Consider the following 22,547-nt stretch of genomic DNA (forward strand, 5'->3'; position numbering starts at 1 on the left):
AATCCGCTATTTTACGTGGTTGCCGCCACGACGTCCCATTTTCCGCCGCCGGCGCCAGCCGTGCGACGCGAACGAGACAATTGGTGATAATTTGGCAGTTACTCGAATGATAAGATCCGCAGTCCGTCCAGCCTGGCCGGTTTCCCCATTGCAAGTTCTACCTGGCACGCATTCCATGCATCTTCCCCGTTTTTTCCTCCTCGCCCCCTTTTGCGCCTGCCTCTTGCCCGCCATGGCCCAGGAACAAGCGGCGGCGCCGGGCGATGCAGTGCACCAGGAAATGCAGCCGATTGTCGATGTGCAAGGCACACGCGATCCCGACCTGCGCCCCTACCGCACCATGCTCAAGGGACTTGACGCGTATGCCGACCACCAGCGCCTGGCGCCGGGCGCGCCGCTGCGCTTCATGCTGATCCCCGCCACGCCGAAGGCCAGGCTCGATGGCGTGACCTTGCACCTGTCGGCCGACAATCTGTCGATCCCCGTGCCGCTGGCGGCGGACGGCGGCTTCACCTTGACGCGCGACAAGACCGCCTATGACGCGAATGCCGACCTGATCAGTAACAAGAAGCGCGACACCCTGCGCTGGCGCGCCGACATCCACACGCCGGGTCTGCCCGCGAACGTGCGCCGCCTGGGCGACTTGCGCCTGGAATGCGAAATACGCTGGGCCGTCGAGCAGGACCAGCTGTCCTTCGTCCGGCGCAACCTGTTCCGCATGGCCGGCGGACCGTGCCACTCGTCGCTGATCCACGTGCCGTATCCCGTGTTCCGCAAGCTGCTTGCCGTGCAGGCGCGCTCGGGCGAGCGCACGCTGGACATCCGCATCACGGAAGACCGCCAGCGCTATGTGCCGCCGCTGCATGACGTAAGCTGGGACGACAACACCCTGCTGACCCTCACGTATGCCGATGACGGCAACATGGCGCAAGCCGTTCCCGGAGGGGCACTGCGCCAGTGATATCCACGCTGGAAACCAGGTCAAGTATTTCCGCATGGATTCTTTTATTTACTGAGAGTAATAAAAAAGTGTGCTCTAATATCGCCTCTTAAATGAAAAGCAATAATTTTCCAGGCTGGCTCCCGCCAGATGCAGGGAGATAGGCGATCGGGATAGTTTGATATGATGACGGAACACACTGGCAAGGCGCCCGAGCGCGCGCCGCGCAATGACTGGAAGAAAGAAAGCCGGCAGTTGCAGCAGCAAGTGGCGCAACTGGAAGAGCGCCTGAAACGCCAGAGCGCCGACAGCTATGGCTTGCAAATGCTGTATGACCAACTGGTCAATGAAATCAAGCACCACCGCGACATGTTGCAGCTCGACAGTTTTGATGCGGATAAATCGTCGCTCGTCTACACGCAAGCCTGGCACCGCTTCATGGCCGGCGACGCGCTCGACTACCAGACGCACCGCCACACAAATTCCAGCAGCCGCCCCACCTTGCTGTAGTGCGCGGGGCCCTTACAGTTCCGCCAGCGCCTTCACGTGCGCCGCCACGCTGCGGCCCAGCGACGACAGGTTGTAGCCCCCTTCGAGGCAGCTGACGATACGGCCTTTGCCATACTGGCTGGCCACGGCCATCATCTGCTGCGTCATCCACGTATAGTCGGCCTCCACCAGGCCCATGCCGCCCACGTCGTCTTCGCGGTGGGCATCGAAACCGGCGGAGATGAAAATCATCTGCGGCTGCTGGCGGTGCAGCGCGGGCAGCCAGTGATCGAGCACCAACTGGCGCACGGCGTCGCCCTTCGAGCGGGCCGGCACGGGCACGTTGACGCGCGTGTCGGTATACGATTCCACGTCGCTGTACGGATAAAACGGGTGCTGGAAAAAACTCACCATCAGGATGCGCGGATCATTTGCCACGGACTCGGCCGTGCCATTGCCATGGTGCACGTCGAAGTCGACGATGGCGACCCGTTCGAGCCCCCGCACGTCGAGCGCATGCTTGGCGGCGATGGCGACATTATTGAACAGGCAAAAACCCATGGGCTCGCTGGGCCGCGCGTGGTGGCCGGGCGGGCGGATCGCGCAGAACGCGTTGCTGATCTCGCCATCGATGACGGCGTCCGTGGCCGCCACGGCCGAGCCGGCGGCGGCCAGCGCCGCCTCGTAGCTGTGCGCGTTGAGCAGGGTGTCGCCGTCAAGCGGATAATAGTCACCCTCCTGCGGCACATTGTCGCGCACAAGGCCGATGGCCGTGGCGCTGTGGTTGCGCTCGATATCGGACAATTGCGCACGCACGCCGTCGCGGTGCTCGACCAGGTCGCTGATGTGCGCGAGTATCAATTGGTCATTGATGGCCTGCAAGCGGGCCGGCGATTCTGGGTGCCAGTCGCCCATTTCATGGCGCTGGCAATCGGGATGGGTATAAATGGCTGTGCTCATGCGCTGTACTGGTTACCTCTGTCTCTGTCCATTCTCCGGGAACACTGCATGGCATTCCTGTTCGCCCTGCGCGTTCTCGCATAAAATCACTGGCCGGTCTGTGCCGCTACTGCACTAATCTACCACGTGCACGGCACGGGCGGGCGGCACGGCTTGACCTGGCCAAAGCGATTGTAAATTAAATAATCCGTCTTACTGTGATAGAAATAGCATGTTTTCGAAAATACACCAGGCCGCACAGCAGATCGGCGAAGTTCTCGTCGGCAAACACTTGCAGATCCGCCAGACCCTCGCCTGCGTGCTGGCCGGCGGCCATCTGCTGATCGAAGATGTGCCCGGCGTAGGCAAGACGACTTTGGCCCACGCGCTGGCCATCTCGCTGGGACTGCAATGGAAGCGCCAGCAATTCACGAGCGACCTGCTGCCCGCCGACGTGGCCGGCATGAGCGTGTATGACCGGGGCAGTGGCAGCTTCATCTTTCATCCTGGTCCCCTGTTCACGCAAGTGCTGCTGGCCGACGAGATCAACCGCGCCACGCCGAAGACGCAATCGGGCTTGCTCGAAGCGATGGAAGAGCGGCAAGTGACGCTCGATGGCGTCACGCACGCGCTGCCGCAGCCGTTTTTCGTCATCGCCACGCAGAACTGCGCGCACCAGCTGGGCACCTTCCCCTTGCCGGAATCGCAGCTCGACCGCTTTCTCATGTGCGTGACCCTGGGCTACCCCGATGCGGCCGCGGAACGGGCGCTGCTGATGGGCGCCGACCGCCGCGCCATGCTGCAAACCTTGCCGGCAGTCATGAACGCGGAAGAATTGCTGCAGGCGCAAGCGGGCCTGCGCGCCATCCACGCGTCACCTGCCGTCGTCGACTACGTGCTGGCCCTCGTGCATGCCACGCGCGCGCCGGGCGTGTTTGCAGATGGCCTGAGCCCGCGCGCCGCGCTGGCCCTGCTGCGGGCGGCGCGCGCCTGGGCAGCGTTGGCCGGACGCGACCACGTCACGCCCGACGATGTGCAAGCCGTGCTGTTGCCCGTCTGCGCCCACCGTCTGCATGCGGCGCAAGGGTCCGCCGATAGCCGCGCGCTGCTGCAGCACATGCTGTTGAGTATTCCCGTCTGACCGGCATGCGCTGGCGCACTATCCAATGGCTGCCGCCGCGCCCTTGGCTGGGCGCGCAGCGCGTGCACATCCGTCCCTCGGGCGCGGGCCTGGCGTTTGCCGCGCTGCTGCTGGCGCTGTGGATCGCCGCCGTCAATTACCGCCTGGGCCTGGGCTATGCGCTCACGTATTTCGCGGCCGCCTGCGCCATCGCCGATATGCTATTTGCCAGCCGCAACCTGGCGGGCCTGGCGCTGGCCGCCACGCCGGGCAAGCCCGCGTTCGCGGGCAGTCACGCCACGTTCACCTTGCGCCTGATCAACCGCAGCGCGCGCCCGCGCCATGCGATCCACGTGGCCATCAGCGGATCGGCGGCAGCGCCCGGCCTGGTCGACATCGCCGCCCACGGTGAAACGGCCGTCAACATCGTCGTGGCCGCGCCGCAGCGGGGATGGCTGATTGCCCCGGCCGTGCGCCTGTCCGGCAGTTTTCCGCTCGGCCTGTTCCTTGCCTGGTGCCACTGGCAACCCGAAGCGCGCGTGCTCGTGTATCCGCAGCCCGAACACAATGCGCCGCCGCTGCCCTTGCCTGCCGGCACGGTACGGCAAGCACAGAGGCCAAGCTCGCCAGATTCGCCAGACTTGCCCGATGGCGCGCTGGAACTGGCCGGCGTGCGCGCCTACCAGCCAGGCGATCCCTTGCACCGCCTGGCCTGGCGCCAGATCGCCCGCCACGACGGCGAGCATGTATTCAGCAAGCAGTTCCAGCCTGCCGCCGACACGCCAAAGGACGCAGCCCATGGCAGCGTCATGCTCGAGCATGCCGCCCTGCACGCGCTGGCGCCGGAAGCGCGTTTGTCGCGCCTGGCCGCCTGGGTGCTGCAGGCGGAACACTCAGGCTTGCCGTACGGCCTGCGCCTGGGCCCGCTGACTGTCGCGCCGGCCCTGGGCGCCAGCCACCGCGACACCTGCCTGCGCGCATTGGCCCTGCACGGTTCGCCACACGGTTCACCGCACGATTTGCCGCCAGCGCAGGCAACGCCATGAAGGCCTGGCTGAGCAGCTTGCCGCGTGACAAGGCCGACATCGTGCTGCTGTTGCTGGCCGCCGCCATGGTGCTCGCGCCGCACGCGCTGCACCTGCCCCCGTGGCTGTCGGCCGCCGCTGCCGCGCTCCTGCTGTGGCGCGCCGTCATCACCATGCGGGGCAACCGCCAGCCGCAGCTGATCCTGCTCGCGCCGCTGGCCTTGCTGGGCATCGCCGGCGTCTACGCCAGCTATGGCACCGTGCTGGGACGCGATCCCGGCGTGGCCATGCTGGCCCTGCTGCTGTCCTTGAAATCGCTGGAAATGCATGGCCGGCGCGACATTTTCGTCTTTGTCTTCCTCAGTTTTTTCCTCCTGCTGGCGAACTTCTTTCATGCGCAAGACATCCTCAGCGCCGCCTGGATGCTGGCCACCGTTATCGTCCTGCTGGCCGCCCTGCTGTCGGCCCAGTACGGCGCCGTGCAGCCGCGCCTGGCACAAAGGCTGGGCTTGCTGGGACGCATGCTGGCGCTGGCCATCCCCCTGTCGGCCCTGATGTTTCTTGCCCTGCCACGCGTGGACGGCCCCTTGTGGGGCGCCGCATCGGACGGCGCGCAGGCGCGCACGGGCTTGTCCGACAGCATGCAACCGGGCGCCATCGCCTCGCTGGCCCTGTCAAGCGAACCCGTCTTCACGGCGCGATTTTCCACACCGCTCCCGCCGCAAGACCAGCTGTATTGGCGCGGCGTCGTGCTGGGCGACTTCGACGGCACCACCTGGACGCGGCGGGGCGCGAAGGGGCGCGCGCCTGCCAGCGACAGCCGGATAGACATCGCGCTGGAAGGCCAGCCCAGCCGCTACGAAGTCAGTTTGCAAGCGAGCGGCCAGCGGCGCATCTTCGCGCTCGACGTGCCGCGCAGCATCGAACGCCTGCCCGGCAACCCGTACGTCGTGTCGTCCGCGCTGGAAGTGCTGACCATACAGCCTATTACTTCGACCGTGCGTTACCGCGTCAGTTCCCAGCTCCGCTACCGGCTGCAGGCAAACCTGTCGCCAGAACAGCAGCAGCCATGGCTGGCCTTGCCCGCTGGCAGCAACCCGCGCAGCGTGGCCTGGGTCCGTGCCCTGCGCGGCCATGGCGCGCAGGCGCTGGCGCCGGCCAACGCCATTGCCGTCGTGCTTGAGCACTTTCGCCGCGCACCGTTCCGCTACACCCTGCAGCCACCGCTGCTGGGCAAGCATGGCGTCGACGACTTCCTGTTTGGCACGCAGGCGGGGTTTTGCGAACATTACGCGGGCAGCTTTGTCGTGCTGATGCGCGCCATGGGGATACCCGCGCGCGTCGTCACCGGTTACCAGGGCGGTCTGCGCAACGGTACGGACAACAGCCTGGCCGTGCGCCAGTCCGACGCCCATGCCTGGAGCGAAGTGTGGCTGGCCGGCCGGGGCTGGGTGCGCATCGATCCCACCAGCGCCATCGCGCCCCTGCGCACGCAGCGCAACCTCGATGCCGCCTTGCCGCCAGCCCCGTCGCCGCTGACGGCGTGGCGCGCCCTGGCCGGTCTCGATGGCGGCGCGCCGGGGGCGGTTGCCGCGTGGCGCCAGCAATGGCAACAGGCCGAGCACGCCTGGAGCAGCTGGGTGCTCGACACCACGCCGCAGCGTCAGCGCGCCATGCTCGATGGCTTGAAAAACGTGCCGGCGAAAAAGCTGGCACTCGCGTGCGCCGTGCTGGCCCTGCTGTCCGCCGTGGCAGGCGCACTGGTCTGGTGGCGGCAGGCGCGGCAAGGCGATCCGCTTGACGCTCTGTATGCGCAGTTTTGCCATTTACAGGCGCGGCGCGGCTACAGCCGTGCGCCGCACGAAGGCCCGCACGGTTATGCTGCCCGGTTGGCATCGGGCAAGACTACGCCCGAGATGCATGCCGCCATCGCACAGTTTCTGGCAATCTATGCCGCGATGAAGTATGGTAATGCCAGCCCAGACGAACAACTCCGCGCGCGGCGCCACTTGCGCCGCCTGTTAACCCAATGCCGATGAGACGCTCCTTGTTACCGATCAAATACCCCGCCCTGTCCCTGCTCCTCTCCCTTCCCCTGTGCCTGGCCACCGCGCACGCCGGCGAAAACAGCAATATTTCCGCTGCCGACCGCGCCCGCGCCGTGCGCGCGGCCAAGGCGCCGCCCGCCAAGGCAGCAGCAAAAAAGGCACCGGCGAAATTCGACTTCGAAGGCGAATTTGTCGACTATGCCAACTGGAAAGAAGTCCGCGCCTTCCTCGACGACATGTCCGCCAAACACGGCTTTGACCGCGCCGAACTCAACACCCTGATCGGCAAGGTCCGCTATGTCGAGTCGACCGTGCAACTGATGAAGCCCGCGCCGCCAGGCAAGCCGAAGAACTGGCAAGCGTACAGCGCCCGCTTCATCGAACCGGTGCGCATCAATGCGGGCGTGAAATTCTGGGAAGAGAACGCGGAAGCGCTGGCACGCGCCGAACGCGAATATGGCGTGCCGGCCGAGATCATCGTCGGCATCATCGGCGTGGAAACCGTGTACGGACGCAACACGGGCCGTTTCCGCGTGCTCGACGCGCTGACGACCCTCGCGTTTTCCTATCCGGAAAGCCCGACCCGCGCCGCGCGCATGGAATTTTTCAAGGGAGAGCTGGAAAACGCGCTGCTGTACGCGCGCAAGGATGGCATCGATCCCTTGACCCTGCTCGGCTCGTATGCGGGCGCCATCGGCCTGCCACAGTTCATGCCGAGCAGCATCATGAAATATGCGGTGGATTTCGATGGCGATAGCCATATCGACCTGCGCAACTCCACATCCGACGCCATCGGCAGCGTCGCGCACTTCCTCGTCGAGCACGGCTGGCGCCGCGATGACCCGGCCGTCAGCACCTATCCCGTCACCGTCTCGGCCAGCCGCGCGTGGGAAAAATTCATCGGCCAGGGCTTGCAAGCCAAGTACCGGCTGGGAGAATTACAGGAAGCCGGCGTGACAGCCGCCCCGTTCACGCCTCAGAACATGTTGTTCGGCCTGATCGACTTGCAAAATGGTTCCGAAGCAACTGAGTATCACTTGGCAACCAATAACTTCTTTGCTATAACTCAGTACAACAGAAGTTATTTTTATGCCATGTCCGTGATTGATTTGGGCAAAGCCATCAGTCAAGTGCGCGCACGCTAACCGAAAGTCAGTGTAAAGTTATAATATTACTTGTAAGAAAGCGTAAGGGATATTGAATCGACCAGCAAACAGGTCTATGGTAGGGCCGATAACATGTGCCAGCCTCGCTCGCCAGCCTTTGTGCGGCACGGAATGCAGTAATGGTTTTATACTTAACTTTTGTCAAAGTACAATTTTTGTTCTATCATAGAGCATAATAAAGAATAAATAGGTGTTGCAGCTAGACAACACCCATTCTGTACCACGCAAGATTACCGGGCTTTCCAGCCTGAAACTGAATCCTGTTGTACAATTGTGTATATATCATGAAAAACTGTATCCCGGATCGTACCGTGTGTGAATTCGTTCCTTTTAGTAAAGAATGAACATGAACGCAGCAAGAGCGAGCTCCGAGTGTTTTTTACTTTGCAGTGCAACTACAGAAGGAACAATAACATCATGACAAACCAAGTCGGCATTGATATGAACAGCGATTCGGACTCCGACGATCTGCTTCAGTACAACCCAAACAGACTGCTCGATACCCTGATCGAAAACCTGCGCCTGAAAAACGACGCAGCCTTGTCCCGCGCGCTGGAAGTGGCGCCACCGGTCATCAGCAAAATCCGCCATCACCGCCTGCCGGTCGGCGCATCGCTGCTGATCCGCATGCACGAAGTCAGCGACCTGAGCATCCGCGACCTGCGTTACCTGATGGGTGACCGTCGTAACAAATTCCGTATCAGCGACAAGCAATTCAAGCCAAAAGAAGGCGAAACGCCACAAGGCTGATCCTGCCAGTTTTGCAGGTTTTCCCTCCCCGCCATGGGGAGGGGGTATTTCCAGCAGTTCTCAGGCCGTTCTGGCCGACATTAAACTATCAAGCAGGAAACACGCCGGTCGAGAGATAGCGGTCGCCGCGGTCGCACACGACGAACACGATCGTCGCGTTTTCCACCGTTTGCGAGATGCGCAGCGCGATTTCGCACGCGCCGGCTGCCGAGATGCCGCAGAACAAGCCCTCTTCCGCCGCCAGGCTGCGCGCCATGCGCTCGGCCACGCCCTGGCTCACGTATTCCACCTGGTCCACGCGCGACTTGTCGTAGATTTTCGGCAAGTACGCTTCCGGCCATTTGCGGATACCGGGAATCTGCGAACCTTCCTCGGGCTGGGCGCCGATGATCTGGATGGCGGGATTCTGTTCCTTCAAGTAGCGCGACACACCCATGATGGTGCCCGTCGTGCCCATGGCGCTGACGAAATGCGTGACCCGGCCTTCCGTGTCGCGCCAGATTTCCGGGCCCGTGCTTTCATAGTGGGCGCGCGAATTGTCTTCGTTGGCGAACTGGTCAAGGATCACGCCGCGGCCATCCTTCTGCATCTGTTCGGCCAGGTCGCGCGCATATTCCATGCCGCCCGTCCTCGGCGTCAATAAGATATCGGCGCCGTAGGCGGCCATGCTCTGGCGGCGCTCCACACTCAGGTTGTCGGGCATCAAGAGCAGCATCTTGTAGCCGCGCAAGGCAGCGGCCATGGCCAGCGCGATGCCCGTATTGCCGCTGGTCGCCTCGATCAGGGTATCGCCAGGCTTGATGACGCCGCGCTCTTCAGCGCGCTTGAGCATGGACATGGCCGCGCGGTCCTTCACGGAACCTGCCGGATTATTACCCTCCAGCTTGCCCAGGATGACGTTGTTGCGCGCAAGCGCATCGGCGCCCGGCAAGCGCGTCAGCTGCACCAGCGGGGTATTGCCTATCGTATCTTCAAGTGTCTTGTAAGCCATCGTGTCTGTTTGAGTGGAGTCAACAAAGACCCATTCTAATATGAGATGCTGGCCCGCGTATCGCTGATCGGTGGCCGTAGCCGGGCCCGTTTGCGCGTCCGGCTGCGCCGCCACCGGCCGCATGGCGCCCGCCGCGCTGCCATTTCCGGGCGTGCACAAGGGATATTGCGGCAGGCGCGCGCAGCATGCGCTAGACTCGTCACTGTTAGTTATTTTTGTTATTTGCTTATTCAGTCTCCGAACGGACTCGCCATGGCCAGCAGCACACCCGAATTCATTCCCGAAACGACGCAGGACGATCCCGTCCAGTTCCCCACGCTCGACTTGCACGGCCGCAGCCACCAGATTTCACCCGTCTTCAATGGGCTCGAACTGCAGCGCTTGCAGCGTTATGGCACGCGCCATCACTTTGCCGATGGCGAGACGCTGTTCGAGGCAGGCAGCAGCAGCTTCGGCATGCTGGTCATACTGTCCGGACGGGTCAGCATCAAGCGCCATGAAGTGCTGGGACAGGCGTCCGTGCTGCGCGAAGTGGGCGTTGGTCACTTCATTGCCGAGGTGGCGCAATTGTCGGGCCGCCCCACCCTCGTCAACGGCAGCGCCGTCGGTGACGTGGAATTGCTCGACATCAGTTCGGAATCTCTGCGCGCACTGATCGTCGCGGAAGCGGAAATGGGCGAACGCATCGTGCGCGCCCTGATCCTGCGCCGCGTGGCGCTGATCGAATCGAATTCAGGCGGCCCCGTACTGGTGGGACCGCGCGGCAATGGTAATCTGTTCCACCTGCAAAGTTTTCTGTCGAGCAATGGCCACCCGCACACGGTGCTCGATCCAGCCACGGATGCGGCCGCCGCCGCGCTGGCCGAGCGCTACCAGCCCACGCCGCAGGAATGGCCGCTGGTCATCTGCCCTGACGGCAAGATCATGAAAAATCCCGGCAATGCGGAACTGGGACGCTGTCTGGGCATGCTGCCCGATTTGTCCGGCGACAAGATCTTCGACGTGCTGGTGGTGGGCGCCGGACCGGCCGGCCTGGCCACGGCCGTGTATGCGGCCTCCGAAGGTTTATCGGTCCTGACGCTCGAGCAGCGCGCGTACGGCGGCCAGGCGGGCGCCAGCGCGCGCATCGAAAATTACCTGGGGTTTCCCACCGGCATCTCCGGCCGCGCGCTGGCGGGACGCGCCTATGTGCAGGCGCAAAAGTTCGGCGTCGAGATCGCCACGCCGGCCAGCGCCGCCAACTTGCTGTGCGACACCTGGCCCCTGCGCGTCAATCTGTGCGACGGCACGCAGGTGCGCGCCCGCACCGTGGTGCTGTCGTGCGGCGCGCGCTATCGCCGCCCCTCGCTGGCCAACCTGAAAACGTATGAAGGACGGGGCGTGTATTACTGGGCCTCGCCCATCGAAGCCAAGCTATGCCGGCAGGAAGAGATCATCCTCGTCGGCGGCGGCAATTCGGCCGGCCAGGCGGCCGTGTTTCTATCCGGCCACGCAGCAAAGGTCCATATGGTGATCCGCGGCGAAGGTCTGGCGGCCAGCATGTCGAGCTACCTGATCGAGCGCATCGCCGCCACGCCCAACATCATCTTGCACACGCACACGGAAATCATCGCCCTCGAAGGCGACGACGATGGTTTGACGGAAGTGCGCTGGCGCAACAACCAGACGGGCAAGGAGTGCGATTGCGCCGTGCGCCGCGTCTTCCTGTTTGTTGGCGCGGATCCGAACACGGACTGGCTGCACGACTGCGCCGTGGCTGTCGACGAACAGGGCTTTATCCGCACGGGCTTCGACGTCACGCGCGCAGAATGCCGCGCCCATGGCCATACTGTGTATCCACCTGACTTGCCCGACCGGGCCGCGCTGGAAACGAGCGTACCGGGCGTGTTTGCCATCGGCGACGTGCGGGCCGGTTCCACCAAGCGCGTGGCCGCCGCCGTCGGTGAAGGCGCGGCCGTCGTTTCCCAGATTCACGGCTTTCTTGCGCGCCAGCCCGTCGGTTCCTGATCAGCGCAAGGGCATGGGATACGTTGCCACGCTGACATTGCCGTCGCGGTCGATGGCCTGGACGCCAAAGAAATAGTTGTCTTTCGACAGCTTCACCTTGGACTCGGTGACATTGCCCACGTCCTGCGCGCCCTGCCACTGCTCGGCCGTCGTGGCGCGCCAGACGATGCGGTAGCCGGCCAGGTCCGGTTCCGTATTCGGCTGCCAGACCAGTGAGGTGGCGTTTTCCAGCTGGGCAGTGCGCACCTGCACGCCGGCGGGCGCGGCCGGCGCCAGGGCCAGTGACGCGAGCGCCGCCGCATTCACGCGCGCCACTTTCGCCACGTAGTCATAGTCGACGAATTGCGGCAAGTCGCCGTACTGCACGCCGTTCTCCACGCGCACATCCTGATGCTGATGGGCAAAATCCTCGTGCGGTTCCGTGAAACGCAGCGCCGCATAGCCTTGCGCGAGGAAGGGCATATGGTCGCCGCCGCGCAGGTAGCGGTCGGCGCGCTGGATGACGTTGACCGTAAAGCCGGGCACATAGCGCTCGCCCACCTGTTTCACATGGCGCGCCAGCTGGCGCGAAATCGAATCGTTTTCGCCGCCCGTCGCCACCAGGGCGCGCACGCCGTCGCTCATCTCCTTCACGGCCGGGATGCCCTCGGCAAACAGGCGCACCTGGCCGCCATCGACGGTGCCGTCTTCCGCGCGCGAACTGCCGATGATGTCGTTGTTGAGCATGCCGGCGATGTTGAGCTTGTTCAACTTCGCCTGCTGCGCCCAATGGCCGGAACCCAGCAACCCCTGTTCCTCGGCCGCCACGGCCATGAAGACGATGCTGGCGTCGAAGCGGTAGCGCGCCATCGCGCAAGCCATCTCGATCACGGCCGCCGTACCGGATGCGTCATCGTTGGCACCGGGCGCGTCGCTCTGCGCATCCATCACGTCGGTGGCGCGCGAGTCGTAATGACCGCTGACGACATAGATGCGTCCGGCCGACTGCGGCTGGCTGCCGGGCAAGGTCGCGACCACGTTGACAATTTCCGTCGGCCGCGCAATGCGTTTCGACACGGGCGCGATATGACTGTCGAACGCCACCTGCAGCCGTCCGCCCGCCTGCGCGCCACAGCGCTCGAGCTCGGCCTTGATCCAGCGCCTGGCCGCGCCGATGCCGCGCGTGTCGGACACGGTATCGGACATCGTGTGGCGCGTCTGGAAGCCCACGAGCTTGCGCACATGCGCCTCGATGCGCTGCGGCGAAATATCGGCCACCACCTGCCGTATCTGCTGCTGGGCCGGTTCGGCGCCCGGCGCCGCCGCCGCGCCCGCCGACAGCAGGGCTGCCGTCATTGCCGTCAAAATCCGTCCCATGCGTGCTTCCCCCGATGATTGATTGAGCTGGCCATTCTCGCATTTTTGACGGCAGGCAAGGATGTTCCTGGATGAAAATCGTGCGTTATAGAAACTGCTACAATCGGCTGTTGCCCCGCTCACGAAAGACACCGCATGCGCCTGACCACCCTTCACTCCGCACGCCGCAGCCTGCGCGCGGTCCGCTGACGGTGCGCCGCATGCTCGTCAAATTGCTGCTGCTGGCCACCTTGTTTGCCGTGCTCAGCATCGCCGCCCTGTACAGCTACGGGCGCTTCGCCGAACGTTCGCTGGGCGCGCCGGGCACAGCCTTGCCCGTGGCGATCGATGCCACCCTGCTCGACCGCGTGCTGGCGCCGCAGCTGGCGCAGCGCCCGGGCCACAGCGGCACGGCCCTGATCGACGACAATCTGGAAGCGTTCGCCCTGCGCGCCCTGAGCGCGCGCGAAGCGGGCCGCAGCCTCGATCTGCAATATTACATCTGGCATAACGACGTCACGGGACGCCTGCTGGTGCGCGAACTGCTGCGCGCGGCCGACCGCGGCGTGCGCGTGCGCGTATTGCTCGACGATATCAACGCACGGGGCCAGGACGCGGCCATCCTCGCGCTCGACAGCCATCCGCTGATCGACGTGCGCATCTTCAATCCAGGCCGCAACCGCGACGGCATCTGGATGCGTGCCGTGGAAATGGCCTTGCGCGCCGTCAGCCTGAACCGGCGCATGCACAACAAGGCCTGGATCGTCGACGGCAGGGTGGCCCTCGTCGGCGGGCGCAATATCGGCGATGAATACTTCGATGCCGCCGAACAAGTCAATTTCCAGGATGCCGACTTGCTGCTGGTGGGGCCCGCCGTGCGGCAGACGAGCGACATCTTCGACCGCTTCTGGAACAGCCGCACCGTCATCCCCATCGGCGCCTTGCACGAGAGCAAGGACGCGGGTGCGGCTGAACTGCAGGCTGTGCGCGCCCGCCTCGACGCGCTCACGGGCGAACTGGGCGCTTCTCCCTACCTGCGCCAGCTGACCGATGCGGGCCAGCTGCAGGCCCACCTCGATGGCCGCGTGCGCCTGCACTGGAGTACCCAAGTGCAAGTATTGTCGGACCCGCCGGAAAAAGCCGCTCCCGTGGCCAGTTTGCAGCGCAGCGAGCACTGGCTCATGCACAGCTTGCTGCCCCTGCTGACGGACGCGCGCGAGGAAGCACTGCTGACCTCACCCTATTTCGTGCCCGGCGCGGAGCTGAGCACGATGCTGGCCGGCAAGGTCGCGGCCGGCGTCAAGGTCCAGGTACTGACCAACTCGCTGGCCGCCACCGACGTGGCCCTCGTGCATGCGGGCTATGCGCGCTACCGCCAGATGCTGCTGGGCGGCGGCGTCGGCCTGTTTGAATTGAAGACCCAGCACCGCAAGCGCATCAGCCTGATGGGCTCAAGCCGCGCCAGCCTGCATACCAAGGCCGTGGTGGTCGACGGCCAGCGGGGCTTCGTCGGCTCCTTCAATCTCGACCCGCGCTCGGCCCAGCTCAACACGGAAATGGGCGTGCTGTTCGACGATGCCGCGCTGGCGGCCGACATGCGCACGCTGTTCCTGCATTCGACGGCGAGCGACACCAGCTATCGATTGTTCCTCGACAACGGCGCCCTGCGCTGGTCCGACGCCACCGAAGAGCCCGCCAAAGTGTGGACGCACGATCCGGAGTCAGGCTTCTGGCGCCGCCTGCTGGTGTCCGTGATGCGCTGGCTGCCGATCGAGTCGCAGCTGTAGGTGTATAAAAAAAACCCCGCGCGGCCGGTACCACGCGGGGTTTTCTTCTCGTGCTGCGCGGCACCACCACGCAACACGCTTTACGACAAAACGCTTATTTTTTCTCGGCTTCCGCTTTCTTCGCCTCGGCGGCAGCCAGCTTGGCTTCCTTCTTCGCGGCAGCGGCAGCAGCCTTGGCTTCTTTCTTGGCAGCAGCAGCTTCCTTCTTCGCTTCGGCAGCCGTTTTCACGGGAGCGGCATCGGCGGCGGCTGGCGCAGTGGCGGCGGCAGGGACGACCTTGGCGGCGGCGGCTTCTTTTTTCGCGGCGGCGGCGGCGGCCTTGGCTTCTTTCTTCGCAGCAGCAGCTTCTTTCTTCGTTTCAGCGGCTGTCTTGGCTGGCGCCGCAGCGGTGTCGGTCGCAGCAGCTGGCTTCGGTGCGGCTTCTTTCGCTGCAACTTCCTTCACAGCAGCGTCCTTTTTTGCCGGGGCAGCTTTCGCCGCCGGAGCGGGCGCCGCTGGCGCGCCGGACATGTACTGGCCATTCACCTGCAGGCCCGCTTCCGACAGCTTCACGGAACTTTTCGGGCCGATGCCCTTCACGCGGCTTTCGAAATCGGCCCAATCCTTGAAGGCGCCGCCCTTGGCACGTTCATCGATGATGGCTTTCGACGTGACGGGGCCGATGCCCTTGACGCTGTCGAGTGCCGCCTGGTCCGCCTTGTTGACATCAACCTGGGCAAAGGCAAAGCCCATCGTCGCAATCAAGGTGGCAATGGCCAGCAGTATTTTTTTGAACATGGGTATCTCTCCGTGGTGTGGTTTCAAGATGACTCGAACGCAAGGGAAGAGCAGCGCCTTAACGGCTTTAACGGCTGTGGCGTGATACGGTTGACAAGACTGGACAGCGGAAGGAGGGGAAAACCTGCGCCAGATCAAACGGCCTGGCGCAGGTGATACAACATAGTTACTGCGGGAACAGCTCGTCGCGGGTGACGGTGGCCGTGCCCAGCTTGCCGACGACGATGCCGCCGGCCCGGTTGGCCGTGCGCACGGCCTCGCCCAGGCCCATGCCGGCGCCCAGCATGGCCGCCATGGTGGCGATCACCGTGTCGCCGGCGCCCGAGACGTCGAACACTTCGCGCGCATCGGTCGGCATGTGCAGCACCTCATCGGCCGTGTACAAGCTCATGCCTTCTTCGGAGCGGGTCAGCAGCAAGGCATCGAGGCCCAGCTGCGCGCGCATCTGCTGCGCGCGTTCCGTGAGTTGCTCTTCCGTATTCCAGTTGCCGATCACGCGGCGCAGTTCGGACTTGTTCGGAGTGAGCACTGACGCTCCCGTATAGCGGCTGAAATCATCGCCCTTAGGGTCGACCATGACGATCTTGCCGGCGGCACGGGCCGCCTTGATCATCTCGGCCACGTTCACCAGGCTGCCCTTGGCGTAGTCCGACAGGATCACCACATCGTAGTGCGGCAAGAGCGCATTGAACTGCGCCAGCTTGTCGCGCAGCACCGTATCGCTGGGCGCATCCTCAAAATCGATGCGCAGCATCTGCTGCTGGCGGCCGATCACGCGCAGCTTGATGATGGTGGAAATGGCCGCATCGCGCTGCAGATAGCTGTGGATGCCGCCCCCCTCGAGCAGGCGCTCGACCTGGCTGCCCGCCTCGTCGTCGCCGACCACGCCCAGCAAGCTCGTCTTCGCTCCCAGCGCGGCCGCGTTGCGCGCCACGTTGGCCGCCCCGCCCAGGCGCTCTTCGCGCTTCTCGATGCGCACGATGGGCACGGGCGCTTCCGGCGATATACGGCTGACGTCGCCGAACCAGTAGCGGTCCAGCATCACATCGCCCACCACCAGCAGGCGTACCTGGGCCAATGCGGCCGGCGCCGTCAAGGCGACCACCTCTTGGGCGCTCATGCGCGCGTCAGGATCGAGCGACCGATCCCGTGGTATTCGATGCCGTTCTCGGCCATGACGGCCGGCTCGAACAGGTTGCGCCCGTCAAAGATCACGGCCTGCTTCAGGCGCGCCTTGACCTGCTCGAAGTCGGGGCTGCGGAAGGCTTTCCATTCGGTCACGATGACCAGCGCATCGGCGTCCTGCAGCGCATCTTTCGAACTGTCGGCAAAACGCACCTTCGCCAATTGCTCCGGCGTCAAGTCCAGCTGCAGCACGCGGCGCGCCTCGGCCATGGCCACGGGGTCGTACACGGCCACGGTGGCGCCGCGCGCCAGCAAGTCGGCCAGCAGCACGCGGGCCGACGCTTCGCGCATGTCGTCCGTATTCGGCTTGAAGGCCAGGCCCCACACGGCGAAATGCCGGCCCGTCAGATCTTCGCCGAAGCGAGTGACCACTTTGCGTCCCAGCACCTGCTTCTGCTGGTCGTTGACGGCTTCGACGGCGCGCAGGATCAGCAATTCCTGGCCTTGGCCGCGCGCCGTGCGCTCGAGCGCCTGCACGTCTTTCGGGAAGCACGAGCCGCCATAGCCGCAACCGGCGTACAGGAAGCTGTAGCCGATGCGCGGGTCGGAGCCGATGCCGTGGCGCACGGCTTCGATGTCGACGCCCACCTTGTCGGCCAGGTTCGCCAGTTCATTCATGAACGAGATGCGCGTGGCCAGCATGGCGTTCGCCGCATACTTCGTGAATTCGGCCGAGCGCACGTCCATCCAGTAAGTGCGTTCGTGGTTGCGGTTGAACGGCGCGTACAGGCTTTTCAGCAGTTCGCGCGCGCGTTCGCCGTCCGGCGTGGCGTCGACGCCGATGACGATGCGGTCGGGGCGCATGAAGTCTTCGACGGCCGCGCCTTCCTTGAGGAATTCCGGGTTCGACGCGACCGAGAACGTGGCGGTCACGCCGCGCGCATCGAGTTCGCCCTGGATGGCGGCGCGCACTTTTTCGGCCGTACCGACGGGCACGGTCGACTTGTCGACGATGACCTTGAAGTCCGTCATGTACTTGCCGATGCCGCGCGCGGCGGCCAGCACGTATTGCAGGTCGGCCGAGCCGTCTTCATCGGGCGGCGTGCCGACGGCGATGAATTGCATCACGCCGTGCGCGGCCGCCGCTTCAATGTCGGTGGAAAAGGTCATGCGCCCGGCGGCGCGGTTGCGTGCCACGACTTCTTCCAGGCCCGGTTCATGGATGGGAATGCCGCCGCTGTTGAGCAAGGCGACCTTCTGTGCGTCCAGGTCGAGGCAAAAGACGTCGTTGCCCAGCTCCGCCAGGCAGGCGCCGGTCACGAGGCCAACATAGCCGGTGCCGATAATAGTGATTTTCATGGATGTACCGTATGGATAAAAAGCAGGTCTTACATAGAAGTACACGCCACATTGCTCAGGGCAAGGTGACGTGTACGAATCAGTTCATGACATTGAGTTCTTCTGTGCGGCGTGGTGGGTAAGTCTCCCACTTGTTGCAGCCAGGGCAGTGCCAGTAGAACTGGCGCGCCTTGAAGCCGCAGTGGCTGCACTGGTAGCGGGCCAGCTTCTGCGTGTAGCCGTGCACGAGGTTTTTCACCATCGACAGCTCGGACCAGATCGCGGCCGGCGCGTCCATCATGCGCGCTTCCAGCAGTTTATCGAGGCCCAGCAGGGTCGGCGTGCGGCGCAGCTCGGCACTGACCAGCTGCTTCGCCGCTTCCACGCCGTCGAGCTCGATGACGGCCTTGAAGACGACTTCGATCAGGTCGATCGACGATGCCTCTTCCAGGTAGGAACGCAGCAGGTTGACGCCTTCCTGGGGACGGCCCAGCTTGGTGTAGCCATCCATCAGGCGCTGCGCCACCAGGGCCACGTGCGGCACGCTTTGCTGCTCCACGCGGCGCCAGGTGGTCAGCGCGCCTTCCACGTCGCCGCGCGCCAGCAGCACGTCGCCCGTCAGGATGGTGGCGCGCACGCTCTTGCGGTCCGTCTGCAGGGCTTTTTCCAGCAGCGGCATGGCGTCGTCCGGCTTCATGTGCACGAGCGCGTCGTGCGCCAGTTCGCAATAGAACTGGGCGATTTCTTTCTGGCGCGCACCGGCGCCCGATTCCTGCAAGCCCACGGCCGCTTCGATGGCGCGTGGCCATTCCTTTTCGCGCTGATAGATTTCCAGCAGCGCACGGCGCGCCTGGGCCGCATATTGCGTATCGATCAGGCTGTTGAAGGTTTCTTCGGCGCGGTCCAGCAAGCCTGCCTTCAGGTAATCCATGCCCAGCTCATAGGCGGCATGGCCCTGCTGTTCCAGCGGCAGGTCCGGGCGCGCCAGCAAGTTCTGGTGCACGCGAATCGCGCGCTCCGTTTCGCCGCGGCGCCGGAACAGGTTGCCCAGCGCAAAGTGCATATCGGCCGATTCCGGGTCCAGCTTGACGACTTCGATGAAGGCGTCGATGGCCTTGTCATGCTGCTCGTTGAGCAGGAAATTCAAGCCCTTGAAATAATTGCGCGGCAGGCTGCGCGATTCGGACACCAGTTGATGAATGTCCACACGCGCGGCAATCCAGCCCAGCGCGAAAAACATCGGGATACCCAAGAGCCACCAGAGTTCAAAATCCATGCGATTGTTTTTATTCGAGTAAGAGAGATAGGAGCGACGGCGGCGCTTACTGCGCGCTCACGCTGTCCGGTTGCGGCTGGACATTGCTGGCCACGCCAACGGTCTGCAGCGCGGCAATGGTGGTTTTTTGCTTGGTCGCTTCGCGGCGGTGACGGAACACGGTCGGCGTCAGGGCCAGTACGCCCAGGCTCGCGCCAGCGACAAAAAAGCCCAGCAGCATCAGGACCAGGGGGCCGCGAATTTCATAATTGAGGAAAACATGCAGGTCGACAACCTGCGCATTCTTCAGCGCAAAACTGAAGAACAGGACGAAAAGAACACAGCCAACGATGGTGGAGATGATTTTCATCGATACGCCCAGAAAGTACAAAAAATGCCGTATGGCACAACCTCGGAATGCCTGGCAGAAGCGTAGCGAGCGTCAGTGATTTGTGGCCGAGAAGCGCAACCGTACTGAAGTACGGTGAGCATCGCAGGCCGCAAAGCGCGACGCGCAGTAGCTTATGTCAGGTATTCTCAGCATATTAACAAAAAAAAGCGGCATCCAAGGACGCCGCTCTTTATGTCGCCTTCCAGCAGACGATTAATCCTCGATGATCGGTTGCCCGACCATCGCGTCCACGCGCTCGCGCAACTGTTTGCCCGGTTTGAAGTGCGGTACCCGTTTTTCGGGAACCATCACCTTGTCGCCGGATTTCGGGTTGCGGCCGATGCGCGGGGGCCTGCTGTTCAGGGCAAAACTGCCAAAACCGCGGATCTCGATACGCTGACCGGTCGCCAGGGCGTTGGTCATCGCATCGAGAATGGTCTTGACGGCATACTCCGCATCTTTCGCCACCAGCTGAGAATAACGCTCAGCGAGGCGGTTGATCAGCTCGGACTTTGTCATCTGCCGTATCCGCAGTCTTAGTTCTTGTTATCGAACTTAGCTTTCAACAAGGCGCCCAGGCTGGTGGTGCCCGAAGCTGCGTTGTTGTCGGTAGCTGCCATCTTCTGCATTGCTTCCTGGGTTTCAACGTTGTCTTTCGCTTTGATCGACAGTTGAATACCACGGGCTTTGCGGTCGATGTTCAACACCATAGCTTCGACGGTATCGCCGACTTTCAGGTGCGTGCCAGCATCTTCAACGCGGTCGCGCGAGATTTCGGAAGCGCGCAGGTAGCCTTCAACTTCTTCGGACAGTTGGATCACGGCGCCTTTAGGCTCAACCGATTTAACGGTACCGGTTACCAGCGAGCCTTTGTCGTTCATGGCTGCGAAGTTGTTGAATGGGTCACCTTCCAGTTGCTTGACGCCCAGGGAAACGCGCTCGCGCTCAACGTCGATGGCCAGAACGATGGCTTCCAGTTCGTCACCTTTCTTGAAGCGACGCACGGCTTCTTCGCCGGTTTCGGTCCAGGACAGGTCGGACAGGTGCACCAGACCGTCGATGTTGCCGGCCAGGCCGATGAACACGCCGAAGTCGGTGATCGATTTGATCGCGCCGCGGACTTTATCGCCCTTCTTGTGGGTCACGCCAAAGTCATCCCAAGGGTTGGCTTTGCACTGTTTCATACCCAGCGAGATACGACGACGCTCTTCGTCGATTTCCAGAACCATCACTTCTACTTCGTCGCCCAGTTGGACAACTTTGTTAGGAGCAACGTTTTTGTTCGTCCAGTCCATTTCGGAAACGTGTACCAGACCTTCGATACCCTGTTCCACTTCAACGAACGCGCCGTAGTCGGTCAGGTTCGTTACTTTACCGAACAGACGGGTGCTTTGTGGGTAACGACGGGACAGACCGGTCCAAGGATCGTCGCCCAGTTGTTTCACGCCCAGCGAAACACGGTTTTTCTCTTGATCGTATTTCAGGACTTTGGCGGTGATTTCCTGACCAACCGTCAATACTTCCGACGGATGACGTACACGGCGCCATGCCAGGTCGGTGATGTGCAGCAGGCCATCGATACCGCCCAGATCCACGAACGCGCCGTAGTCGGTGATATTTTTGACGACGCCGGTCACGACCGTGCCTTCTTTCAGCGTTTCCATCAGTTTCTGACGCTCTTCGCCCATCGAAGCTTCGATGACGGCGCGGCGGGACAGAACCACGTTGTTACGCTTGCGATCCAGCTTGATCACTTTGAATTCGAGGGTTTTGCCTTCGAATGGGGTGGTGTCTTTGACAGGACGGGTATCAACCAGCGAGCCCGGCAGGAATGCGCGGATGCCGTTGGTCAACACGGTCAGACCGCCTTTGACTTTACCATTGACGGTACCGACGACGATTTCGCCCGATTCCATCGCTTTTTCCAGAGCCAGCCACGAAGCCAGACGCTTGGCTTTATCGCGCGACAGGATGGTATCGCCGAAACCGTTTTCCAGCGATTCGATCGCCACGGAAACGAAGTCACCAACTTTGACTTCCAGTTCGCCGTGGTCGTTCTTGAATTCTTCGACAGGGATGAATGCTTCGGATTTGAGGCCAGCGTTCACGATCACGAAATTGTGGTCGAGGCGCACGACTTCAGCGGAAATAACTTCGCCGGAGCGCATATCTTGACGCGACAACGATTCCTCGAAGAGCGCAGCAAAACTTTCCATACCGGTAGATTCGTTAGTTGTAACAGTAGACATAGGGTTCACACAGGTTATCCAGCAGAGATCGCACGATGCGACTTAAACTGGGTTAGGTTTTTGACACACCCGGACAGGCCAGGAGCCGTCAACGGGCACCACATAGCACGCACTACAGACATAACACACGCTATTTTGCTGCTTATTTTGCAACTACCGCATACCATTTCAACACGGTTTCAACGGCAACATCTGCCGTCATTGCCGACGTATCGAGGACATGCGCCCCTTCCGCGGGGACCAGCGGCGCAATCGCACGGTGAGTATCACGTTCGTCCCGCGCCTGCAAATCCATCAGAAGGTCTTCCATATTAGCAGAAAAACCCTTGTCTATCAATTGCTTGTAGCGCCGTTGCGCGCGCGCCTCGACGCTGGCCGTCAGGAACACCTTCAATTGGGCGTGCGGGAAGATCACCGTGCCCATGTCGCGTCCGTCGGCCACCAGGCCCGGCGTCTTGCGAAAGCCCAGCTGCAAGCTGACCAGGGCCTGGCGCACCGTTGGCAACACGGCAATCTTCGACGCCGTATTGCCCACTTCTTCGGCACGGATCTGCTCGGTGACGTTTTCCTGCGCCAGCAGGATCTCGCCATTGGCAAAGTGGCAAGGCAAGTGCTCGGCCAGCTTGGCCAGCGCGTGCTCGTCGCGCAAGTCCGTGCCGCGGCGCAGCGCGCTCAAGGCAGTCAGGCGGTACAGCGCACCCGAGTCCAGGTAATGAAAGCCCAGCTTGTCGGCCACGCGGTGCGCCACCGTGCCCTTGCCGGAAGCGGTGGGGCCGTCGATGGCGATAACTGGGATGGTGGATGTCGGCATTAT

The 22,547-nt window shown here is 63.0% G+C and carries 20 protein-coding genes; 9 read left to right on the forward strand and 11 right to left on the reverse strand.

Going from position 1 to position 22,547, the window contains the following annotated elements; all coding sequences use genetic code 11:
* The first annotated feature begins 175 nt into the window (after positions 1 to 175).
* Together IGS55_RS05735 and IGS55_RS05740 are read left to right on the forward strand one after the other, a co-directional pair.
* Positions 176 to 961: a hypothetical protein gene (locus tag IGS55_RS05735; protein WP_230515442.1), complete on the forward strand. Its 786-nt coding sequence runs from the start codon at positions 176 to 178 to the stop codon at positions 959 to 961.
* A gap of 162 nt (positions 962 to 1,123) precedes the next feature.
* Positions 1,124 to 1,450, forward strand: a complete 327-nt coding sequence (locus IGS55_RS05740) for a hypothetical protein (protein WP_230515443.1) — start codon at positions 1,124 to 1,126, stop codon at positions 1,448 to 1,450.
* 12 nt (positions 1,451 to 1,462) lie between these two features.
* On the opposite strand, the gene IGS55_RS05745 is transcribed toward IGS55_RS05740, so the two are convergent.
* Positions 1,463 to 2,389, reverse strand: coding sequence for a histone deacetylase family protein (locus IGS55_RS05745; protein WP_070303957.1), 927 nt, complete (start codon positions 2,387 to 2,389; stop codon positions 1,463 to 1,465).
* Between the two features lie 211 nt (positions 2,390 to 2,600).
* On the opposite strand from IGS55_RS05745, the gene IGS55_RS05750 reads away from it, so the two are divergent.
* The 5 genes from IGS55_RS05750 (at position 2,601) to IGS55_RS05770 (ending at position 8,477) form a co-directional block, all read left to right on the forward strand.
* A complete protein-coding gene (locus tag IGS55_RS05750; protein ID WP_230515444.1) occupies positions 2,601 to 3,509 on the forward strand; it encodes an AAA family ATPase in 909 nt (302 codons plus the stop codon).
* Between the two features lie 5 nt (positions 3,510 to 3,514).
* On the forward strand, positions 3,515 to 4,534 hold the full coding sequence (locus IGS55_RS05755; protein WP_230515445.1) for a DUF58 domain-containing protein: 1,020 nt from the start codon (positions 3,515 to 3,517) through the stop codon (positions 4,532 to 4,534).
* Entirely contained in the window at positions 4,531 to 6,552 is a 2,022-nt protein-coding gene (locus tag IGS55_RS05760; RefSeq protein ID WP_230515446.1) for a transglutaminase TgpA family protein, read from the forward strand. Before IGS55_RS05755 ends, IGS55_RS05760 begins: the two co-directional genes overlap by 4 nt.
* The gene (gene mltB, locus IGS55_RS05765) at positions 6,543 to 7,706 is read left to right on the forward strand and encodes a lytic murein transglycosylase B (RefSeq protein WP_442908145.1); all 1,164 of its coding nucleotides are present in this window, start codon (positions 6,543 to 6,545) and stop codon (positions 7,704 to 7,706) included. The genes IGS55_RS05760 and mltB overlap by 10 nt, the downstream gene beginning before the upstream one ends.
* Positions 7,707 to 8,144: 438 nt before the next feature.
* Positions 8,145 to 8,477 carry a hypothetical protein gene (locus IGS55_RS05770; RefSeq protein WP_034751784.1) on the forward strand — a complete coding sequence of 111 codons (333 nt, stop codon included), beginning with the start codon at positions 8,145 to 8,147 and terminating at the stop codon, positions 8,475 to 8,477.
* Between the two features lie 88 nt (positions 8,478 to 8,565).
* On the opposite strand, the gene cysM is transcribed toward IGS55_RS05770, so the two are convergent.
* A complete protein-coding gene (gene cysM, locus IGS55_RS05775) occupies positions 8,566 to 9,468 on the reverse strand; it encodes a cysteine synthase CysM (RefSeq protein ID WP_128140242.1) in 903 nt (300 codons plus the stop codon).
* Between the two features lie 252 nt (positions 9,469 to 9,720).
* Between cysM and IGS55_RS05780 the strand changes: the two genes are divergently transcribed.
* Positions 9,721 to 11,475, forward strand: coding sequence for an FAD-dependent oxidoreductase (locus tag IGS55_RS05780; protein WP_230515448.1), 1,755 nt, complete (start codon positions 9,721 to 9,723; stop codon positions 11,473 to 11,475).
* On the opposite strand, the gene IGS55_RS05785 is transcribed toward IGS55_RS05780, so the two are convergent.
* A complete protein-coding gene (locus IGS55_RS05785) occupies positions 11,476 to 12,831 on the reverse strand; it encodes a M20/M25/M40 family metallo-hydrolase (RefSeq protein ID WP_230537164.1) in 1,356 nt (451 codons plus the stop codon). It abuts the gene before it with no gap.
* Between the two features lie 200 nt (positions 12,832 to 13,031).
* Here IGS55_RS05785 and IGS55_RS05790 point away from each other — a divergent pair, with 200 nt between their 5' ends.
* The gene (locus IGS55_RS05790; RefSeq protein ID WP_230515450.1) at positions 13,032 to 14,597 is read left to right on the forward strand and encodes a phospholipase D family protein; all 1,566 of its coding nucleotides are present in this window, start codon (positions 13,032 to 13,034) and stop codon (positions 14,595 to 14,597) included.
* Positions 14,598 to 14,691: 94 nt separating this feature from the next.
* On the opposite strand, the gene IGS55_RS05795 is transcribed toward IGS55_RS05790, so the two are convergent.
* The 8 genes from IGS55_RS05795 to cmk form a co-directional block, all read right to left on the reverse strand.
* Complete coding sequence (locus IGS55_RS05795; protein WP_230515451.1) at positions 14,692 to 15,375, reverse strand: ComEA family DNA-binding protein; 684 nt, start codon at positions 15,373 to 15,375, stop codon at positions 14,692 to 14,694.
* 166 nt (positions 15,376 to 15,541) lie between these two features.
* On the reverse strand, positions 15,542 to 16,495 hold the full coding sequence (gene rfaE1 / locus IGS55_RS05800) for a D-glycero-beta-D-manno-heptose-7-phosphate kinase (RefSeq protein ID WP_230515452.1): 954 nt from the start codon (positions 16,493 to 16,495) through the stop codon (positions 15,542 to 15,544).
* Positions 16,492 to 17,859: a UDP-glucose dehydrogenase family protein gene (locus IGS55_RS05805; protein WP_230515453.1), complete on the reverse strand. Its 1,368-nt coding sequence runs from the start codon at positions 17,857 to 17,859 to the stop codon at positions 16,492 to 16,494. The genes rfaE1 and IGS55_RS05805 overlap by 4 nt, the downstream gene beginning before the upstream one ends.
* 79 nt (positions 17,860 to 17,938) lie before the next feature.
* A complete protein-coding gene (gene lapB / locus IGS55_RS05810) occupies positions 17,939 to 19,114 on the reverse strand; it encodes a lipopolysaccharide assembly protein LapB (RefSeq protein WP_034751794.1) in 1,176 nt (391 codons plus the stop codon).
* A gap of 46 nt (positions 19,115 to 19,160) precedes the next feature.
* A complete protein-coding gene (locus IGS55_RS05815; RefSeq protein WP_034751796.1) occupies positions 19,161 to 19,463 on the reverse strand; it encodes a LapA family protein in 303 nt (100 codons plus the stop codon).
* 234 nt (positions 19,464 to 19,697) lie between these two features.
* The gene (locus IGS55_RS05820) at positions 19,698 to 20,003 is read right to left on the reverse strand and encodes an integration host factor subunit beta (protein ID WP_008446215.1); all 306 of its coding nucleotides are present in this window, start codon (positions 20,001 to 20,003) and stop codon (positions 19,698 to 19,700) included.
* Between the two features lie 17 nt (positions 20,004 to 20,020).
* Entirely contained in the window at positions 20,021 to 21,733 is a 1,713-nt protein-coding gene (gene rpsA / locus IGS55_RS05825; RefSeq protein ID WP_071650172.1) for a 30S ribosomal protein S1, read from the reverse strand.
* A 142-nt stretch (positions 21,734 to 21,875) separates the two neighbouring features.
* Complete coding sequence (cmk, locus tag IGS55_RS05830) at positions 21,876 to 22,544, reverse strand: (d)CMP kinase (RefSeq protein WP_230515454.1); 669 nt, start codon at positions 22,542 to 22,544, stop codon at positions 21,876 to 21,878.
* Between the last annotated feature and the right edge of the window lie 3 nt (positions 22,545 to 22,547).

The sequence above is a fragment of the Janthinobacterium sp. EB271-G4-3-2 genome (assembly GCF_020858035.1).
GTDB classification, from domain to species: Bacteria; Pseudomonadota; Gammaproteobacteria; order Burkholderiales; family Burkholderiaceae_D; genus Janthinobacterium; species Janthinobacterium aestuarii.

What these genes read in the sequence shown, in the direction of transcription:
- IGS55_RS05820 (WP_008446215.1), bottom strand. Translation starts at nt 20,003, where the DNA reads ATGACAAAGTCCGAGCTGATCAACCGCCTCGCTGAGCGTTATTCTCAG.
- IGS55_RS05745 (WP_070303957.1), bottom strand. Translation starts at nt 2,389, where the DNA reads ATGAGCACAGCCATTTATACCCATCCCGATTGCCAGCGCCATGAAATG.
- rpsA (WP_071650172.1), bottom strand. Translation starts at nt 21,733, where the DNA reads ATGTCTACTGTTACAACTAACGAATCTACCGGTATGGAAAGTTTTGCT.
- IGS55_RS05805 (WP_230515453.1), bottom strand. Translation starts at nt 17,859, where the DNA reads ATGAAAATCACTATTATCGGCACCGGCTATGTTGGCCTCGTGACCGGC.
- lapB (WP_034751794.1), bottom strand. Translation starts at nt 19,114, where the DNA reads ATGGATTTTGAACTCTGGTGGCTCTTGGGTATCCCGATGTTTTTCGCG.
- IGS55_RS05755 (WP_230515445.1), top strand. Translation starts at nt 3,515, where the DNA reads ATGCGCTGGCGCACTATCCAATGGCTGCCGCCGCGCCCTTGGCTGGGC.
- IGS55_RS05795 (WP_230515451.1), bottom strand. Translation starts at nt 15,375, where the DNA reads ATGTTCAAAAAAATACTGCTGGCCATTGCCACCTTGATTGCGACGATG.
- cmk (WP_230515454.1), bottom strand. Translation starts at nt 22,544, where the DNA reads ATGCCGACATCCACCATCCCAGTTATCGCCATCGACGGCCCCACCGCT.
- cysM (WP_128140242.1), bottom strand. Translation starts at nt 9,468, where the DNA reads ATGGCTTACAAGACACTTGAAGATACGATAGGCAATACCCCGCTGGTG.
- IGS55_RS05750 (WP_230515444.1), top strand. Translation starts at nt 2,601, where the DNA reads ATGTTTTCGAAAATACACCAGGCCGCACAGCAGATCGGCGAAGTTCTC.
- IGS55_RS05735 (WP_230515442.1), top strand. Translation starts at nt 176, where the DNA reads ATGCATCTTCCCCGTTTTTTCCTCCTCGCCCCCTTTTGCGCCTGCCTC.
- IGS55_RS05740 (WP_230515443.1), top strand. Translation starts at nt 1,124, where the DNA reads ATGATGACGGAACACACTGGCAAGGCGCCCGAGCGCGCGCCGCGCAAT.
- mltB (WP_442908145.1), top strand. Translation starts at nt 6,543, where the DNA reads ATGCCGATGAGACGCTCCTTGTTACCGATCAAATACCCCGCCCTGTCC.
- IGS55_RS05780 (WP_230515448.1), top strand. Translation starts at nt 9,721, where the DNA reads ATGGCCAGCAGCACACCCGAATTCATTCCCGAAACGACGCAGGACGAT.
- rfaE1 (WP_230515452.1), bottom strand. Translation starts at nt 16,495, where the DNA reads ATGAGCGCCCAAGAGGTGGTCGCCTTGACGGCGCCGGCCGCATTGGCC.
- IGS55_RS05790 (WP_230515450.1), top strand. Translation starts at nt 13,032, where the DNA reads ATGCTCGTCAAATTGCTGCTGCTGGCCACCTTGTTTGCCGTGCTCAGC.
- IGS55_RS05815 (WP_034751796.1), bottom strand. Translation starts at nt 19,463, where the DNA reads ATGAAAATCATCTCCACCATCGTTGGCTGTGTTCTTTTCGTCCTGTTC.
- IGS55_RS05760 (WP_230515446.1), top strand. Translation starts at nt 4,531, where the DNA reads ATGAAGGCCTGGCTGAGCAGCTTGCCGCGTGACAAGGCCGACATCGTG.
- IGS55_RS05770 (WP_034751784.1), top strand. Translation starts at nt 8,145, where the DNA reads ATGACAAACCAAGTCGGCATTGATATGAACAGCGATTCGGACTCCGAC.
- IGS55_RS05785 (WP_230537164.1), bottom strand. Translation starts at nt 12,831, where the DNA reads ATGGGACGGATTTTGACGGCAATGACGGCAGCCCTGCTGTCGGCGGGC.